Origin of the sequence: Kitasatospora aureofaciens, from assembly GCF_019192735.1 — a bacterium.
GTDB lineage: Bacteria > Actinomycetota > Actinomycetes > Streptomycetales > Streptomycetaceae > Kitasatospora > Kitasatospora aureofaciens_A.
Genome location: NZ_JAHTKP010000024.1, coordinates 1 through 15,875, shown reverse-complemented (window position 1 = coordinate 15,875; position 15,875 = coordinate 1). Strand labels below are relative to the sequence as shown.

15 protein-coding genes are annotated in these 15,875 nt (G+C 69.1%); 6 read left to right on the top strand and 9 right to left on the bottom strand.

Translation table 11 applies throughout. The annotated features are described in order from the left end of the window. Nucleotides 1–367: 367 nt before the first annotated feature. Complete coding sequence (locus tag KV557_RS22830; RefSeq protein ID WP_256177817.1) at nt 368–1,342, bottom strand: helix-turn-helix domain-containing protein; 975 nt, start codon at nt 1,340–1,342, stop codon at nt 368–370. A 344-nt stretch (nt 1,343–1,686) separates the two neighbouring features. On the opposite strand from KV557_RS22830, the gene KV557_RS22825 reads away from it, so the two are divergent. Next, nucleotides 1,687–1,878, top strand: coding sequence for a hypothetical protein (locus KV557_RS22825; protein ID WP_218203151.1), 192 nt, complete (start codon nt 1,687–1,689; stop codon nt 1,876–1,878). 1 nt (nt 1,879) lies between these two features. Then, the gene (locus KV557_RS22820) at nt 1,880–2,212 is read left to right on the top strand and encodes a peptidoglycan-binding domain-containing protein (protein ID WP_218203149.1); all 333 of its coding nucleotides are present in this window, start codon (nt 1,880–1,882) and stop codon (nt 2,210–2,212) included. Between the two features lie 362 nt (nt 2,213–2,574). Here KV557_RS22820 and KV557_RS22815 read toward each other — a convergent pair whose 3' ends face one another. From KV557_RS22815 to KV557_RS22805, 3 genes are all read right to left on the bottom strand, one after another. Further along, complete coding sequence (locus tag KV557_RS22815) at nt 2,575–3,561, bottom strand: hypothetical protein (protein ID WP_218203147.1); 987 nt, start codon at nt 3,559–3,561, stop codon at nt 2,575–2,577. A 14-nt stretch (nt 3,562–3,575) separates the two neighbouring features. Then, the gene (locus KV557_RS22810) at nt 3,576–4,418 is read right to left on the bottom strand and encodes a papain-like cysteine protease family protein (RefSeq protein WP_218203145.1); all 843 of its coding nucleotides are present in this window, start codon (nt 4,416–4,418) and stop codon (nt 3,576–3,578) included. 826 nt (nt 4,419–5,244) lie between these two features. Then, the gene (locus KV557_RS22805) at nt 5,245–5,994 is read right to left on the bottom strand and encodes a TioE family transcriptional regulator (RefSeq protein ID WP_218203143.1); all 750 of its coding nucleotides are present in this window, start codon (nt 5,992–5,994) and stop codon (nt 5,245–5,247) included. A 58-nt stretch (nt 5,995–6,052) separates the two neighbouring features. Here KV557_RS22805 and KV557_RS22800 point away from each other — a divergent pair, with 58 nt between their 5' ends. After that, nucleotides 6,053–7,270, top strand: coding sequence for an erythromycin esterase family protein (locus tag KV557_RS22800; RefSeq protein WP_218203142.1), 1,218 nt, complete (start codon nt 6,053–6,055; stop codon nt 7,268–7,270). Nucleotides 7,271–7,384: 114 nt separating this feature from the next. Here KV557_RS22800 and KV557_RS22795 read toward each other — a convergent pair whose 3' ends face one another. Further along, nucleotides 7,385–8,515 (bottom strand): epoxide hydrolase family protein, encoded by a 1,131-nt coding sequence (locus KV557_RS22795; RefSeq protein ID WP_308130019.1) that lies wholly within the window; start codon nt 8,513–8,515, stop codon nt 7,385–7,387. Nucleotides 8,516–8,713: 198 nt separating this feature from the next. Here KV557_RS22795 and KV557_RS44520 point away from each other — a divergent pair, with 198 nt between their 5' ends. After that, nucleotides 8,714–10,870 carry a sensor histidine kinase gene (locus tag KV557_RS44520; protein WP_218203140.1) on the top strand — a complete coding sequence of 719 codons (2,157 nt, stop codon included), beginning with the start codon at nt 8,714–8,716 and terminating at the stop codon, nt 10,868–10,870. Between the two features lies 1 nt (nt 10,871). On the opposite strand, the gene KV557_RS22785 is transcribed toward KV557_RS44520, so the two are convergent. The 3 genes from KV557_RS22785 to KV557_RS22775 form a co-directional block, all read right to left on the bottom strand. Next, the gene (locus KV557_RS22785) at nt 10,872–11,477 is read right to left on the bottom strand and encodes a response regulator transcription factor (RefSeq protein WP_218203138.1); all 606 of its coding nucleotides are present in this window, start codon (nt 11,475–11,477) and stop codon (nt 10,872–10,874) included. Between the two features lie 41 nt (nt 11,478–11,518). Further along, on the bottom strand, nt 11,519–11,686 hold the full coding sequence (locus tag KV557_RS22780) for a hypothetical protein (protein WP_218203137.1): 168 nt from the start codon (nt 11,684–11,686) through the stop codon (nt 11,519–11,521). Between the two features lie 261 nt (nt 11,687–11,947). Continuing rightward, nucleotides 11,948–12,760, bottom strand: a complete 813-nt coding sequence (locus KV557_RS22775; protein WP_218203135.1) for an MBL fold metallo-hydrolase — start codon at nt 12,758–12,760, stop codon at nt 11,948–11,950. Between the two features lie 71 nt (nt 12,761–12,831). On the opposite strand from KV557_RS22775, the gene KV557_RS22770 reads away from it, so the two are divergent. After that, a complete protein-coding gene (locus tag KV557_RS22770) occupies nt 12,832–13,464 on the top strand; it encodes a TetR/AcrR family transcriptional regulator (protein ID WP_218203133.1) in 633 nt (210 codons plus the stop codon). A gap of 175 nt (nt 13,465–13,639) precedes the next feature. On the opposite strand, the gene KV557_RS22765 is transcribed toward KV557_RS22770, so the two are convergent. After that, the gene (locus tag KV557_RS22765) at nt 13,640–14,902 is read right to left on the bottom strand and encodes an MFS transporter (protein WP_256177824.1); all 1,263 of its coding nucleotides are present in this window, start codon (nt 14,900–14,902) and stop codon (nt 13,640–13,642) included. A gap of 461 nt (nt 14,903–15,363) precedes the next feature. On the opposite strand from KV557_RS22765, the gene KV557_RS22760 reads away from it, so the two are divergent. Further along, nucleotides 15,364–15,875: IS701 family transposase (locus tag KV557_RS22760; protein WP_218203131.1), on the top strand; the 512-nt coding region annotated here is incomplete at its 3' end.

Below are 15,875 nucleotides of genomic sequence, written 5' to 3'. Positions count from 1 at the left end.
AGGGATGGCTACTTGTCCCCCACGACCCGCATGGCACGCAGGTCCGCGACCGCCGCCCCTGGGGAATCGTGATTACGAGGGTGGGGAACTCCGTGACGCGGGACCGGTCGAAGGTGGGGAATTACGTGACCGCTGACATCACGAGGACCCCCATGCCGGCAACGAACCGCTGGATCCGCCTCGCCCGCCGCCCCATCGGCGGGGTTCGCCCCGAGGACTGGGGGTGAAGAAGCGCGTGGTCGACGGCACCCTCGACGACTTCCCGGCGACCTTCGGCAGGCCTTTCCGCGGTGAGAACACCGGCAAGCTCGTCCTCCATCTCGGCTGACGGCACCGGTCACCGGGGCTTGGCGGAGGGCGGCGTCGATCAGTCGGTTGCAGGGGCGGCGGACCTGGCCAACGGGCAGAGGGCGGACCTCCTGCGGTACTCGCCCGGGGGCAGCCCGTACGCCGCCCGGAATGCCCGGTTGAACGCGGTGCTGTCGGTGAACCCCCACCGCGCGCCCACCGCACCGACGGGAAACCTCGCGAGGCCGGGCTCCGCGAGGTCGGACCGGCACCGTTCCAGACGCAGCGCGCGGACGAAGGCGGCGACGGTCTGCTGCTCCTGACGGAACAGCCGGTGCAGATAGCGCACCGAGATGCAGTGCGCGTCCGCGATCGTCCGTGGCGTCAACTCGGTGTGCGCCAGGTTCCGTTCGATGAACGCCTTGATCTCGCACAGCAGCGCGGTCTGGCGGGTCTCCGGCGGCAGCAGCCTCTCGGCGTCGGCTCGGTGCCCGAGGAACGCCAGCGACAGGTCGACGGCTGCCGCGCCGAGGCGGACGGCGTCCCGCTCGTGCCATGATCCGGCCTGCCGGGCGAGCTGTTCGAGGAATGTGCCCAGGACGGCCCCCATCCCCGACCCCGCCGGCATCCGCAGCGCCGCCATGGACCTCATCGCCCGGTCGGGGATGGGCACTCGGATCTTGGGCAGGTGGAGCATCACCACCTGCGCGGGGCCGTCCCCGGCCAGCGCCCAGGACTCGTAAGGGTGCGAGGTGTCGTACAGCACCAGGTCGCCGGGGCCCAGCAGCGTCTGGCTGCGGTGCTGGTCGATCCACATGGAGCCGGCGGCGACCAGCGCCACCTGCCAGAGTTCCGGGTCGGAGCGGCGGATCAGGGGCCACGTCCGCGCCGCTCGCAGCGTGGGGAACGCCAGGACCGACAACTGCACGGACCCCAGCTGGAACAGTGAAGCGGATGCGTCGAAATCCGCTGTATGACGGGAGGTCACCCGGGTCGGTGCCAGGTCACGGTTCACCAGGTCGCACCACCGGTCGAACCGGTCCGCCTCCGGCATGTCCCGAGTGCGCAGCTCGGTTCCGCCCATCCCGAACCCCCGGCCCCCGCTTCGGTCTGTTGTGCACATCGTGTCAACAATCGTGCGCTGCCTGTCAATGACAGCCCCGGCCGCCCGCGAGGACACTCGGCGAGGGGGCGGGACGGCCCCCTTCGGCAGATGTGATCCGGCAGATGAAGGGGGCTGTACCCGTGAAGCGAACCCTCAGAGCGATGGCGGTCCTGGCGTCCGGCGTCGTCGCGGCCTCGGGCCTGACGCTGGCGGGGGCCACTTCCGCCTCGGCCGCGTCGTCGTGTCCCTGGCCTTACGTGTGCTTCGAGAATTCGAGCGGGACCCCGATCTCGATGTACAAGGACTACGGCTGGCAGACCACCGGCCCCTTGGCCCGGTCCGCGCACTACGTCGTCAACGCGCGGAACGACGACTGCGCGCTCATGCACTTCTCCACCGGCGAGTACATCACGCTCTACCCCCAGAACTCGTGGGCGTTGAGCGCTCCGATCACCGAGATCGACATCGAGAACGGATGCCCCTGACATGCGACTCACCAGAGCCCGGCTGCTCCCGGTGCCGGCGGCGGCCCTCGTCGCGGCGATCCTGACGTGCGCCGCCCCGGCGCACGCGGACCCGAACGCCGCGTACCTGAGCTACGGCAACAGCGGGGTAGGCGTGAAGTGCGTCCAGATCGCGGTCGGTGTCACGGCGGACTCGGTCTGGGGCCCCGACACCGACCGCGCGGTCAGGGCGTTCCAGCGGAGCCACTTCGGCTACGCCGACGGAATCGTCGGACCGCAGACCGGCGACGCGCTGATGAACCGGCTCAACGCGTACTACGGCTGGTGCTACTCCGTGATCCCGACCTCGTACTGATCGGCGCGTCGGCGTACAGCGGCACCCGCTCCCGTGGCCGTCAACGAGGTCCACTCCCGGCTCCGCAGCACCCCGGGTGCGCAGCTTCCGGCGCTGTCGTGCGGTCGGTCGATGCGAAGTACGTCCTGGGCAGCCCCGACTGGTCCTCGCACGTGGGCGCGACGCAGATCTGGGACCCGGACTCCATCACCGACCTGGAGTTCGCCCGGACGATGATGCTCAACCAGGATCCACCAGAGCACTCACGGCTGCGGCACACCCTTGCCGGGCAGCCGTCCCGCCAACAGGTGGCCGCGCCGCATGGCGCCCGGAGCCGGTCCACGCTGCCCGGGTGGACCGCTCCGGGCGGAATAGGGGGCGGGTCAGTGCGCGTCGGCCGTTCGGCGGCGGCGCAGATACACCGCCGCGGCGCCGACCGCGGCCAGAGCTGCGGCACTGTTGGCGGCTGCAAGCTGCCAGGAGATGCCGGTGGTCTGCGTCGGCTGCGCCACAGCCGGCTGCGGCCGGTCCTGGGCGCCGGGTTGCTGCGGCTGTTCGTCGGTCAGGTTGTTGTAGCCGCCGGCCAGGCCCTTGCGGTCGTACTCCGAGCCGGGCAGCTTGTCCCCGTACCGGGAGTTGACCAGCTTCTGGTAGGCGGCGAGGGTGATGCCGTTCTGACCGCCGAGACTGGTGGTGGCCTCCTGGTTGAGCGGCTCCACCATGCCCTTGTCGGTGAGCCGGTACCAGGCGTGGATCTGCGGCTCGGTGAAGGTGCGGGCCTGCGCGGTGCCGCGCTCGGCGAGGCTGATATCGGCGTCACCGTCCCGGATCCCGGCCAGCTCCCAGCCCTCGGAGCCGACGTTCTGTGTGCCGTCGGGCTGCGCGCCGCTGCCCGAGGCGCCGCTGCCCGTGGGCGCAAGCAGGACGGCGGCCTGGTGGTCGTCGGCTGCGGACACCCGCGAGGCCAGGTAGGTCAGCCTGAGCGGGGTGGTCGGGTTCTTGCCCGCGACAAAGTCGGCGCTGAGCTCGAACATCGGGACCGGGTCCTTCAGGTCGAACCGGGGCGGCGCGGCGACGGCCGCGGGCGCGGTGGCGGGTGCACCCGTCATACCGCCGTCGGCGTTGGAGGCAGGGTTGCCGGCCTGGCGGGACGCCACGAGGAAACGGGAGACGGTGTCCTTGGTCTGTCCGGACTGGAGCACCTGCTGGGCGGATTGGTATCCGGCGATGCCGTCACCGTCTGCGGCACCGGCCGGGACGGTACCGCCGAGGGCGGCACCGATCACGGCCGCCGCGAGCACGACGGTTCGGGCGCCCGCGCGCTTGCGGGGTGTGGTCGGCGCGGTCCGAGTGAGCTGCGTGATCTGCATGGTCGGTCGTCTCCTCAGCCGTGGATGCCGATGCGGGAGTGGGTCCACTGGAACGAGCTGTTGCTCGCGTACCTTGCGTAGTTCCACCAGGTGTACGTCTGCGTGGTGGGCCACGGGTCGCCGACCGCGATCATGTTGCTGCTGCTGTCGTAGCCGTAGATGACGTTCATGTGGCCGCCGCCGGTGCGCCAGCCGATCCGTACGGCGAACGGGCGGCCGGCGGTGATCTCGCCGGTGGTCTCGTTGAACGAGGCGGAGCGCGCCAGGCTGCGGCCGCTGTTGCTCAGTCCCAGCCGGGCCAGACCGTTGGCCATGTCCTCAAGTGCCGCGGGCTGGTTGTTGCAGTCCACCCAGGTGCCCTGTGCGGCGAGTCGGCAGAACTGTTCCTGGGTGACGTCGCTGCGGCCCCAGTAGTTGGCGATCGTCACACCCGAGGCGTCCCAGCACCACTGGGTCCTGACCTGCTTCTGCATGCCGATGGTGAGTGTCTTGGCGCCCGCCGGGGCCGGGGTGGTCGGTGCGGTCGAGCCGCACGCCGGAAGACTGTTGACGTTCCCCTGGATGAAGGCGCCGGCGATGTAGTAGGACCCGGACCAGATCCATTGCGAGTTGTTCTCGACGATGTCACCCGCGGTCCGACAGGACATGGTGACCTTGTCACCCGGGCGCGACGTGCCGCTGATCGGGGACGAAGTCGAGGGCTGGGAGCGGTGGTTGATGGTGATGTACCGCCCCTGCCCGGCTGTCACGGTGCCGTTGACCAGGTCGGCTTGGGCGAAGACGCCGATACCGACCACCAGGGTGCCGGAGACGGCCGCGACGGTTGCCGCTATGAAGGTCTTCTTACGGCGGGACATACGACGTTTGTGCATCATGCTCCTTGCTTTCGAGAAGCCGGGAATTCGCAGGCCGGGCGGCATGTCGCCCCGTGGTGCGCGCCTCCTGCGCCGTGGCATCGACGACTACGGCGCGCACTGCACCGGCACTGCGGGAACGCTCGGCCACCTTCCACAGCAGGCCGAGGTACCCCCTCGCTTCGTTGAGCGGGCCGATGCCGGGAATCCTGCCAGATAGGCCAGGAGCCTTGGGGGAGGTCTCTCTACATGCGAAGACGTTCCCTCTTCAACCATTCGAAGTGGAGAGTCAAGGTCTTCCAACTATGCGTCCCTGCAGGAAAGTTGGGCGACAGGCGGAAGAGTGGTCTAGACAAGCCAACATTTGACGGCATGTGGCGTTATGTAAGCGTTATATCTCCTTACTATTGCGAGACGAGTTGTCAACTATCGAAAGCGGCGGGCGTGGCGGGGAATTGCCGGATATCACTTTTTGATGGAGTGATACTGTGTCAATTCGATGGACGGGTTGAAAGTGGCGTGTTGACGACATGTTGATGCCGCCCGATGTCGCCGCGTGCCTACCGGGAGCTCGCCGAGCGCGGCTGCCGGCCAACACGCAGCTGCGGTTCGGCGACGACGGGCGGCTGCACCTGGCCGCGCTGGAGCCGGAGGCGGAGCCGAGGAGCCTGGGCGACCTGCAAGGCGGCCAACGGCGCGCTTCTGAAGTCGCGTTCCGTTACGGAGCCCGGCGAGTCGGCAACTATCCGCTGTGCTGGGCTGGTTCGGATGAGTCAGCCGCGACGGAACGGTTGGTGACCCTTCTTCTCTTCGGCTGGCGACCGAAGTCTCATCCGCGCTCGCGGAGGTACGCCTCCAGCTCTGCGGCCCCGGTCAGCATCGCCCGCCCGCGGGCGGACAGCCGACCGTGCCAGTCGCACAGCGCGGCCTCCAGCGGCTCCAGCCCGCCGGCCGCCCGCACCTGGGCGATCAGCGGGGCGATCTGCTCCAGCAGGTAGCCGCCCCGCCTGAGTTGGTGGGCCAGCCGGGCGTCCCGTACGTCGGCCTCGTCGTAGACGCGATACCCGGTCCGGGGGTCGCGGCGCGGGCGCACCAGCCCGGCGCGCTCCCATTTGCGCACCGTCGCGGGCCGGATTCCGAGCTTCCCTGCCAGCGGCCCGATGAACGTTCCACCGGGCCCGGACACCGCGGCTGGCTCGGACCCCACACCGGGCTCGGGCGCCGTGGTGGGCTCCAGGTCGCGGAGGGCGCCCTCCACGGCCTGGAGGGTCCGCCGGTCGTCGAGGAGTTGGGCGTGGCTCTCGTCGATGAGGCGGAACGCCTCATCGACCGCGCCCTGGTTCACGGCCAGCATGATCGACGTCGCCGTCTGGTGGCCGTGGCCGGGCACCAGGGCAAGAAACGCGCGCAGGGCCCCCGCGTGCAGCGAGGTATAGGTGCGGTAGCCGTGGGGTGTGCGACCGGCGGCCGGAAGGATGCCGGCCTCCTCGTAGTTCCTGATCGCCTGCGTGGACAGACCGTGCCCGCGCGCCAGATCAACCGGCCTGAGCCGATCGCTGCTTTGAAGGTTTCTCCCCATGGGACTGACAATATCGCGGGAAAGTTTCAACCGAAGGTTCAACGATAGCGTTGAAGGCATGCCTACTGACATCAAGGACACCGCCCATGCCGTCGAGGCCGCCGCCGTCATGAGGCTGCTCCCGGCCCGGCCCCGGCTGCTCGCCCTGGGCGAGCCCACCCACGGCGAGGACGCTCTGCTCGACCTGCGCAACGAGCTCTTCCGGCAGCTCGTCGAGCAGGAGGGCTACCGGACGATCGCGATCGAGAGCGACTGCATGATGGGCCTGGTCGTCGACGACTACGTCACCTCGGGCACGGGCACACTCGACGAAGTCATGGAGCAGGGAATCAGCCACGGCTGGGGCACCTACGCGGCCAACCGCGAGCTCGTGCGCTGGATGCGCGCCTACAACGTCCGCGCCGACAACGACGGCCGGCCCGCGTCCGAGCGGCTCCGCTTCGCCGGTTTCGACGGCCCGCTGGAGATCACCCACGCTGCGAGCCCCCGGCAGGCCCTCACCGCACTCCACGGTTACCTCGCGGCCCGGGTGGACGCGAACTTGCTCCCCTGCACCGGGGACACACTCGACCGTCTGCTCGGCGCCGACGACCGGTGGACCAATCCCGCCGCGATGATGGACCCGTCCCAGTCCACGGGGCAGTCGGCCGAGGCCGGCCAACTGCGGCTGCTCGCCGACGATCTGGTGGCACTGCTCGACCAGCAGACACCGCACCTGCTCGCGGCGACCTCGCGGGCCGACTGGGACCGGGCGCGCCTGTACGGGCGCACCGCGACCGGCCTGCTGCGCTACCACCACTGGATGGCCGACACCTCACCGGCCCGTATGACGCGGCTGTGCGCGCTGCGGGATTTGATGATGGCCCACAACCTCCTTGCCGTCGCCGCTCGGGGCCCGGCACTCATCCACGCCCACAACTCCCATCTCCAGCGGGAGAAGAGCACGATGCAGATGTGGGAGGGGCCGGTGGAGTGGTGGAGCGCCGGTGCGCTCGTGAGCGCCCAGCTCGGCGAGGGGTACGCCTTCGTGGCCACGGCCCTCGGCACGATCCGGCACCAGGGAGTGGACGCGCCGCCGCCGGACACCGTCGAAGGACTCCTGTACGCGCTCCCGGAGGACCGCTGCGTCATCGACGCCCCGCGGCTGGCCACCGCCCTCGGCGACACGCGGCCCGCGCCCCGCGTATCCCCCTGGTTCGGTTACTCCCCACTTGACCCGGCCCACCTGGCGGACAGCGACGGCATCGTGTTCGTCAAGGACGTCCCGCAGAGCTAGGGTCTGTTCTAGAAGTGGATCAAGGTCGTGCGATGATCACCACCACCGCGGACACACCGCCCTCGCAGGCCAACCGCCAGCCGGCCGCGTCCCCAACCTCACGGGTCGGAACACCTAGCGGAGGGTTCGGAAGAACGCGCGTACGTCCTCGATCAGCAGTTTGGGCTGTTCCAGGGAGAGGAAGTTGCCGCCGCGCTCGACCTCGGTCCAGTGGGTGATCATCTGGTCGCGGTCGGCGAAGCGGCGGATGGCGACGTCGGTGGTGGCGGTGGCGATGACGCCGGTGGGGACGGTGCCGCGTGGCTTGGGGGCGTAGGCGGTGGGGTCGTGGGCCGTCTCGTAGTACAGGTTGGCCGAGGATCCGGCGGTGCCGGTGAACCAGTAGAGGCTCACGTTGGCCAGCAGCAGGTCGCGGTCGACGGCGGTTTCGGGCAGGTCGGTCGCGGCGTCGGTCCATTCCTTGAACTTCTCGACGATCCAGGCGAGCTGCCCCACGGGGGAGTCGTGCAGACCGTGGGCCAGGGTTTGCGGGCGGGTGGACTGGATGACGTTGAAGCCCATCATGTCGTCGCGGAAGTTCTGCAGCCGGGCCAGCCGCTGCTGTTCCAACTCGGTGAGATCCGCGAAGTCGGCGGGGTCGTCGGAGGGGAAGGTGATCAGCCCGTTGAGGTGGATGCCGAGTACGCGGTCCGGGTCCTGACGGCCCATCTCGCCGGCGATCCACGCCCCGCCACCGCCGCCCTGGACGCCGTAGAGGTTGTAGTTGAGGCGGGACATCAGCTCGCGGAACGCGCTGGCGATCTTGCCCGTGTTCCAGCCGGGTCCGGTCAGCGGGCCGGAGAACGTGATCCCGGGCGTGGAGGCGACGACCACGTGGAAGTCCTGCGCCAGCGGCTCGACGACCTCGGCGAACTGCACGAACGAGGCGGGCCAGTCGTGCAGCAGGAGCAGCGGGAGGGCATCGGGATCGGCCGACCGGACGTGCAGGAAGTGGATGTCCTGTCCGTCGATCTCCGTCAGGAACTGGGGAAAGGCGTTCAGTCGGGCCTCGGCCTGACGCCAGTCGAAGCCGTCCGCCCAGTACTCCGCGAGACCCTTCAGATAATCCACCGGTACACCGCGGCTCCACCCCGTGCCGGGGATCTCCCCGCTCCACCGGGTCCGGGTGAGCCGGTTCCTGAGGTCGTCCACCTCGGCCTGTGGGATGTCGATGCGGAAGGGTCGAATCTTGAAGTCATTGCTCACAAGGGTTCCTCTCGTCGTCGTTCCTGGAGGTAAGCCTCGCGGAGGGCACCGTGGCGCGGTCAGTGTCTGGTGCACCGGTTCACGCGTGGTCAGCAGCCATTTCGATGCGGGCTACGATGCCCGGACGTGCAAAATGCACATTCCGGTGGCCGGGGGGCGCGAGTGGCACATCAGACACGCCTCGCTCGCTGGCTCGTCGTGACGTCCGTCGCCGGCTTTCTGCTGGTCAAGATCGCGGGTGCGTACGCCGACTTCACCTCGTGGAAGCTGGCGGTGGCCGTGGGTGCTCTGGTCGCCCTCGGCGTCCTACAGTTTCCGATCTCCCTGAGGCGCGTCACCGGTTGGACGGCCTACCTGGTGCTGGCTGCCCAGGTGTTCCTCGTCTGTGCCCCGTACTTGGTGTTGGGCGGGAACTGGGGAGCGGTCGAGGCGCTGCTGGTCACCTCGGTCCTTCTCATCTTCGCCGCCCCGGTGTCCTGGATGCTGGTGGCGGCCATCGCGATCGGCGAGTACGGAGTCAGGGCGGGCTTCGCCGTGGACTCCCATGGCCTCGGCCCCTATTCGGCGCTCTGGACGACACTGGCGACGCTCGCCAACGGTCTGAGCCTGTACGCGGTGACCTGGCTCGCCAACCTGGTCCGGCAGACCGAGGCCGCGCAGGGACGGCTCGCCGCGCTCGAAGTGGCCGAGGAACGGCTGCAGGTCGCGCGGGCGCTGCGCGCCGTGCTCGGGGCACAGCTCTCGTCAGTCATCCACCGCGCCCGCCGGATCGCCGCGACCGAACCTGATCCGGCCCGAGCCGAGATCGCCGATCTGATCGGCACCGCGCGGTGCGCGCTGGCCGAGGTCCGGACGGTCTCTGACGGCTTCCGGGCCCGGACCCTGGCTGAGGAGGTGGCCGCGGCCAGTACCGTCCTGTCGGGCGCAGGTGTCGAGACGCGGGTCGAGGTAGGCGCATTCGTATTGCCGGAAGCCGCCGATGCGGCTCTCGCCGCGCTGCTGCGCGCCGTCGTACTGGAGGTACTGCGGCACGGCACACCCGGTCGGTGCCTGATCCAGGTGGACACGGCCGTACGGCTTCGGGTGACCTTCGAAGGGCTTCCCGGATCCCTGGAACGGGAACTCCGCGAGGACTCCGAACGGATCGCCGACCTCGGCGGAACGCTGACCGTCGAGGGCCTGGACATCGACGCCCGGATCCCGGCCGGGCGCCGTACGCACAAAGCGCAGGTCGCGGGCCCGCTCGGCGCGGCACCGTGGATCGCCTGGGCGGTGCTGATCCTCATCGAGGTCAACTACGGCGACGGCATGGCCCTTTTGATCATCTGGCTCGGCCCCCGGGGGCCCGCGTTGGCAGTCGCGGTGGTCGCAGCCTGCCTGTCAAGCGCGCTTCAGCTCTACCAGGGCTTCCCGCGACGGAACACATCACCTCCCGCCTGGAAGTGGGCACTCATTCTGCAGGCCGTGGCGGTCGCCGTCCTGATCACTGTGGCCGGCTACCCCGGCCTGAACCAGACGCCCATGCTGGCGGGAACGGTCCTGGTCCGCCTACGGCCGCCGTGGTCATGGCTGCCGGCCGTACTGATCCTGGCGCCCATCACGTTTGCCACCGACCCGACGGGCGACGACCTCGGCGGACACCTCTACCGGGCTCTCGCCAGTGCGACGACCGCGATCGTGATCTACTCCCTCTGCGTCCTGCCGATCGTGGCGCGGCGGCTCGACGACGCCCAGCGCAGACTGGCCCGGATGGCAGTGCTGCAGGAGCGCCTGCGGGTCGCCCGTGACCTGCACGACCTGGTCGGCTTCAGGCTGTCGGCCGTTGTCGTCAAGAGCGAGCTCATCAACCGCCTGATCGCCATGGGTTCAGACGCAGTGCCCCGCCATCTGGCCGAGCTGACCGAGCTCGCGGAGCAGGCGCTGACCGACGTGGCGGTACTGACCTCCGCCGACGGGGAATCGGCCACACTCTCACTCGCCGAAGAGGCCGAGACGGCCCGCTCCGTGCTGTCGGCCGCCGGAATCGAGATCAGCCTGATCCTCGACGCCCGACCGATGCCCACCGAAGCCGGATCGGTGCTGGCCGTCGTCCTGCGCGAGGCCGCCACCAACGTGGTCCGGCACTCCCGCGCCAAGACCTGCGAGATCTCAACGCTCGTGGACGACCGGACTGTACGACTGCGGGTGTCGAACGACGGGGCGGCCGAAGCGACCGCCGGACGGCAAGGCACCGGTCTGGCGAACCTCGCGGCGCGAGCCGAGTCAGCCGGCGGTCGCCTGACCACGAGCCGGGACGGCGGCCGTTTCACCCTGGTTGCCGAGCTTCCGGTGCTCACCCGGCAGGTCACGGTGTGACTCAGATCCAGCCGGCGTCGGAGGCGATCCGGATGGCGTCGATCCGGTTGCGGGCGTTCAGCTTGGTCACCGTCGAGGCCAGGTAGTTGCGGACCGTTCCGTAGGACAGGGTCAGCTTCGCGGCGATCTCCGGCGGCTCCTCCCCTGCGGCGATGAGCCGGAGGACGTCGGACTCACGCTCGGTCAGCGGGCTCCGCTCCACCTCCAGCGCGGCGAAGGCGAGCTGCGGATCGACGACCCGGCCACCGGAGGCGACCGTGCGGATCGCCTCGACCAGGTCATCGGGGCGGGCGTCCTTGAGCATGAACCCGGCGACCCGCGCCGACATGGCCCGCCGCAGATTCCCCGGCCGCCCGACGCCGGTCAGTATCAAGGTGCGGCACTCCGGAAGCCGCTCGTACAGCTCGGCCGCCGCGCTCAATCCGTCCAGCCCCGGCAGTTCGATGTCGAGCACTGCCACGTCCGGCCGGGTCACCAGCGCGGTGGCCACGATCGCGTCGCCCGACCCGAGCACGGCGACGACCTCGATACCCTCCTCCAACCCCAGCAGCCCGGCCAGCGCCTCCCGAAGGATCCGCATGTCCTCGGCCAGCAAGACCCTGATCATCTGTACCCCCCTCTGCCGGATCGTCATTATGCAGGCCACGCCTAACTCCGACCGCCGGCGGCCGGCCGATTCACCTCGCCGATGGTCCGGCGGATGGTATCGGCGACGGCCGAGGGGTGGGTGAGCTGCGGGACGTGGGCGCCGGGAATCATCACGAGCTCCTTGCCGAGGGCGGACGCAGTGCCGTTGCGCGTCGCTGTCCTGCTCACAGCGTCTCCTTCTGTGCCTGGGTGGGTTGTTGGAAACGGGCGGTCGGCCTGGGCCCATTCATGTGCATGGTGGGCAGTGCCGTCGGTCGTGGCGTCGGGCAATGTCGCCTTGAGTTCGGCCTGTGCCTGGGTGGGTCGTTGGAAACGGGCGGTCGGCCTGGGCCCATTCATGTGCATGGTGGGCAGTGCCGTCGGTCGTGGCGTCGGGCAATGTCGCCTTGAGTTCGGCGGCCCTTCGGTCCGAACGGACTGTCAACCCGATCAGGTTGTCTTCGCCTGAAGGCGCTGGAACTCCCAGGGGTCGTGGGCGGAGATGACGGTCACCGTGTCGCCGTGGTCGCGGACAAGTTCGCGCAGCCGGGCCTGGGTGCCGACGCGCAGGTCGTGGTGGACCTCGGCGGTGGTCTGAACGAAGTCGAGCAGGGGGTGGGGGTGCGGGTCCTCTTGGAGCTCACGGTGGTAGTAGTAGGCGTCGCCGCAGTGCAGCAGCCACTTGTCGTCGTCCGTGCGGAGCGCCACGCCGGTGTGCCCGGCCGTGTGGCCGCCGAGCGGGACCAGCAGGATGTCATCGGCCAGGCCCTGCGCCCGCACAGCGGTGAAGCCGAACCACATCTCGTTGGTTTCGGGGGTGTAGGGAACCCACTTCGGGCCATGGGCCCAGTGCCCGGGGCGGTAGCGGAAGCTGGGCGCCTCTGCGAACGCGGCGGTGATCTCGGCCTGCAGGACATGGACCTGCGCAGCAGGGAAGTCGGGCAGGCCGCCGGAGTGGTCGATGTCGAGGTGGGTGAGGATGATGTGCCGGACGTCGTCGGCGGAGTAGCCGAGTCGTTCGACCTGGCGAATTGCGGTCTCGTCCTCGGACAGCACCGGCTGCGACATCTCCACCCAGGTGGTCCCCAGCACGTTGTCGGGGTCGCGTATGTCGTCCAGGCCCAAACCGGTCTCGACGAGCACCAGGCCGTCCGAGTCCGTCTCGATCAGTAGGCAGTGGTTGACGGCATGCGCGGACGGCAGCCCCTCGTAGGTGGGTTCGATCACGCGCACGGAGGCGCAGTTGAGGTGGTGGATCTTCATGGCGACCGCTCCTTTTGGGTTACGAACGTTCGTTAGCTAATGGCGTACGACCGTTAGGTTAAGCTCATGTCATGAGTCCCCGCAAGTCCGCCGCCGAGGCGACCGCCACCCGCGTTCGGATCATTGAGCGCGCCCTTGCCCTGGCCGCCACCGACGGGCTCGACGGCCTGACCATCGGCCGTCTGGCCATCGACCTGGGGATGAGCAAGGCCGGCGTAGTCGGCCACTTCGGCAGCAAGGAGGCGCTGCAGATCGCCGTCCTCGAGGCCGCGATCGAGCAGTTCCGACGCCGCGTCCCGGCCCGAGCGGTCGGCGCCGATCCCGGACTGCGACGACTCACCACCGCGTTCGGAGAATGGATCGACTACATGGCCGAGGACGAAGGACACAGCGGCTGTCTCCTCACCTCGGTCGCCGCCGAGTTCGACGGGCGGCCCGGCCCGATCCGGGACGCGGTCCTCGCTGCGCTGATGAGCTGGAGCACCTACGTGAGCGCTGAAGTCCGCACGGCTGTCGCGGCCGGCGAGCTGCCCCCGGAGACCGACGCCGAGCAGGTCGTCTTCGAGTTGAACGGCATCGCACTGGCTGCAGCCCAGGCCATTCAGCTCCACCACGACCCGGCGGCTCCAGCCCGCGCCCGCAGGGCGATCACCCGGCTGCTGGACGTGGCACCGCCACCGATGGGAAGCCTCGGTTCGCCGTGACAGAAGTCGCGACGGGCACGAGCCTGATCGCCTTCAGGGCTCAGCCGCACAGGTGGTGCTTGTCCGCGTCGGCTCTGAACTCCGGACTGTACTTCGATGGCCTTGCCACGCGGATCTTCACCTTCCTGGATCTACAAGATCCATTGTCAGGTGTGTCCACATCGCAGGGGTCACCTCATGACCGACCATGTGTAGCGCAGGCCGTGTCTTGGCTCGTGAGACGGGTTCGCTCCGCCCACGCGGCCACCGGCGGGCCTGCCGCCCCCAGGGTCGCGAAGAACGCGCCGAGCAGCAGCCAGCCTGCGTGTCCGAGTCCAAGGACTGCTGCTGTGAGGATCACCGGGGCCAAGGCCTGTCCGGCGTCGAAGCCGATCCCGAAGAGGCCCTGGTACTGCCCCTGGGCGTGGTCGGGGGCGAGACCGAAGCCAAGCGCGAAGCCGGCCGAGGACTCCCATACCTCTCCGAGACTGTGCACGCAGACGGCGAGGATGGCGAGCCCTGGCGCGGTCCAGGCCGGAACGTCCGCGGTCAGGGCCATCAAGGGGCAACTGACCAAGAAGAGCAGCCCGGCGAGGCGGAACGCCCGGCCGCCCTGGCCCGGTGTTTCCACCCGGGAGCCGATCCTGCTTTGGAGCAGCACGCATACCCCGCTGTTGACCGCGTAGACCGCCGCCACGGTCCAGCGGGGCGCGTCGGTGTGAGCGGAAAGCCAGATCGGCAGCAGCAGGGAGACGGTCTGGTATTGCAGGCCCATGGCGCCGTAGAGCGCGACGAAGGACACGAACGGCCGGTCGGCCAGGACGGCCCAGCCGTGGTGCTCCTGGGGCCGGGGCAGGGGCTGGTAGTTCGGGACGCCGATCAGGACGATCAGGCCGGCGCAGGCGAAGCTGGCGGCGTTGGCGAGGATGAGCGCGGTGTATGCCGGGCGGGTGTTGACCGAGACGGCGAAGGCGGCGCCGAGGGTGCCCAGGACCACGCCGAGGTTGACGAAGGTGCGGAGTTTCGCCCTGAATGCGGCCGGGCGTTCGCCGCCGGCGCGGGCGATGAGCGCACCGCCTGCGGCGCCGCTCGCCGTTGCTGCCAGCCGGTCCAGGGCGGCGATGCGCGTGAACGTGACCCAGCTGTGGATGAAGACGAAAGCGGCCATCGTCGCGGCTTGCATCGCGAGGGTCGTCAGCCAGACCGTGCGCGGCCCGTATCGGTCGGCCAGATTCCCTGCCGGGATCCCGGCCAGCAGCCCGGTCAGCCCGGCGACCGTGAGGCCGACACCGACCTGTGCGGCGGGCAGGTGCACAACCAGCGTGAAGTAGAGCACCGCAGCGGTGTTGAACAGCCCGTTGCCCACCCGACTGACGAAGCTCGAGATGATCAGAGCGCGCTGCGGACCGGTTGGCGCTAGCAAGCTGGATATCCGCTGTTTGGGGCCCTTCCCGATCATGCGGAGCAGGCTAGCAGCGCCTCTTCCGGGACCCTCCAAGTGGTCTGGGTTGATTTTGTCGGGTCATATGGGAGCCACTGCTCCGGTGTGAACGGGAGCCAGGTGTAGGCCATTCGTGGCGGTGATGTACTCGACCCCGGTGGGTGTTCTTCGGCGAATTCGGGAGCCGTTCCGGCGAGATTGGGAGCCACTGATCGGGTGACCTGTTGGGCCCGGGTGGAGTGTCCATGGGGGCCAGAGTGGTGGCGTCGGTAGGGTGTGATTGCGGGCCCAGGTCGCCTCCCTGACAAGTCGCGGCCGGGGCCTCACCCTGGATATGCGGAAGGGCTGGACCCGTGGGGTCCAGCCCTTCCGGCTGTGGCAGCAAATTGGACAGTGAGATTCGTTCTTCTGGGGTTAGTAGGGCTTTGTTAGGTACCCCGGTTGATCACTGCCGAGTAGAGTGTGATCTTCTGTCAGGTGTGACACCTGAGGAGATGGAGGCGGTCCGCCCGCGTCTGGAAGCGTTCGCGGCGGAGATGCTGGGGTCGTTGGCGCGGCGGGACCAGCGAGCCAAGGGCGAGCTGTACCTGCGCGGGTTGATGCTGGACGGCAAGCGCAAGTCGATGCAGCCGATGGCCGAGCGCCTGGGTGTGGATCACCAGCAGCTGCAGCAGTTCATTGCCTCGTCGACCTGGGACTGGGCCAAGGTCCGTGAACGGTTGGCCCGTTGGGCGGTCGCTCACATCGCGCCGGAGGCGTACGCCATCGACGATGTGGGCTTTCCCAAGGACGGCTACGACTCGCCGGGGGTTGCGCGCATGTACTGCGGAGCGCTGGGCAAGCGCGGCAACTGCCAGATCGGGGTCAGTGTGAACCTGGTGTCCGACCGCGCGTCCTCGGCCGTCGACTGGCGCCTGTTCCTGCCCGAGAGCTGGGACGACGCCAAGAACACCGACGATGCGCTGCTGGCCGGGGCGATCCGCCGGCGCCG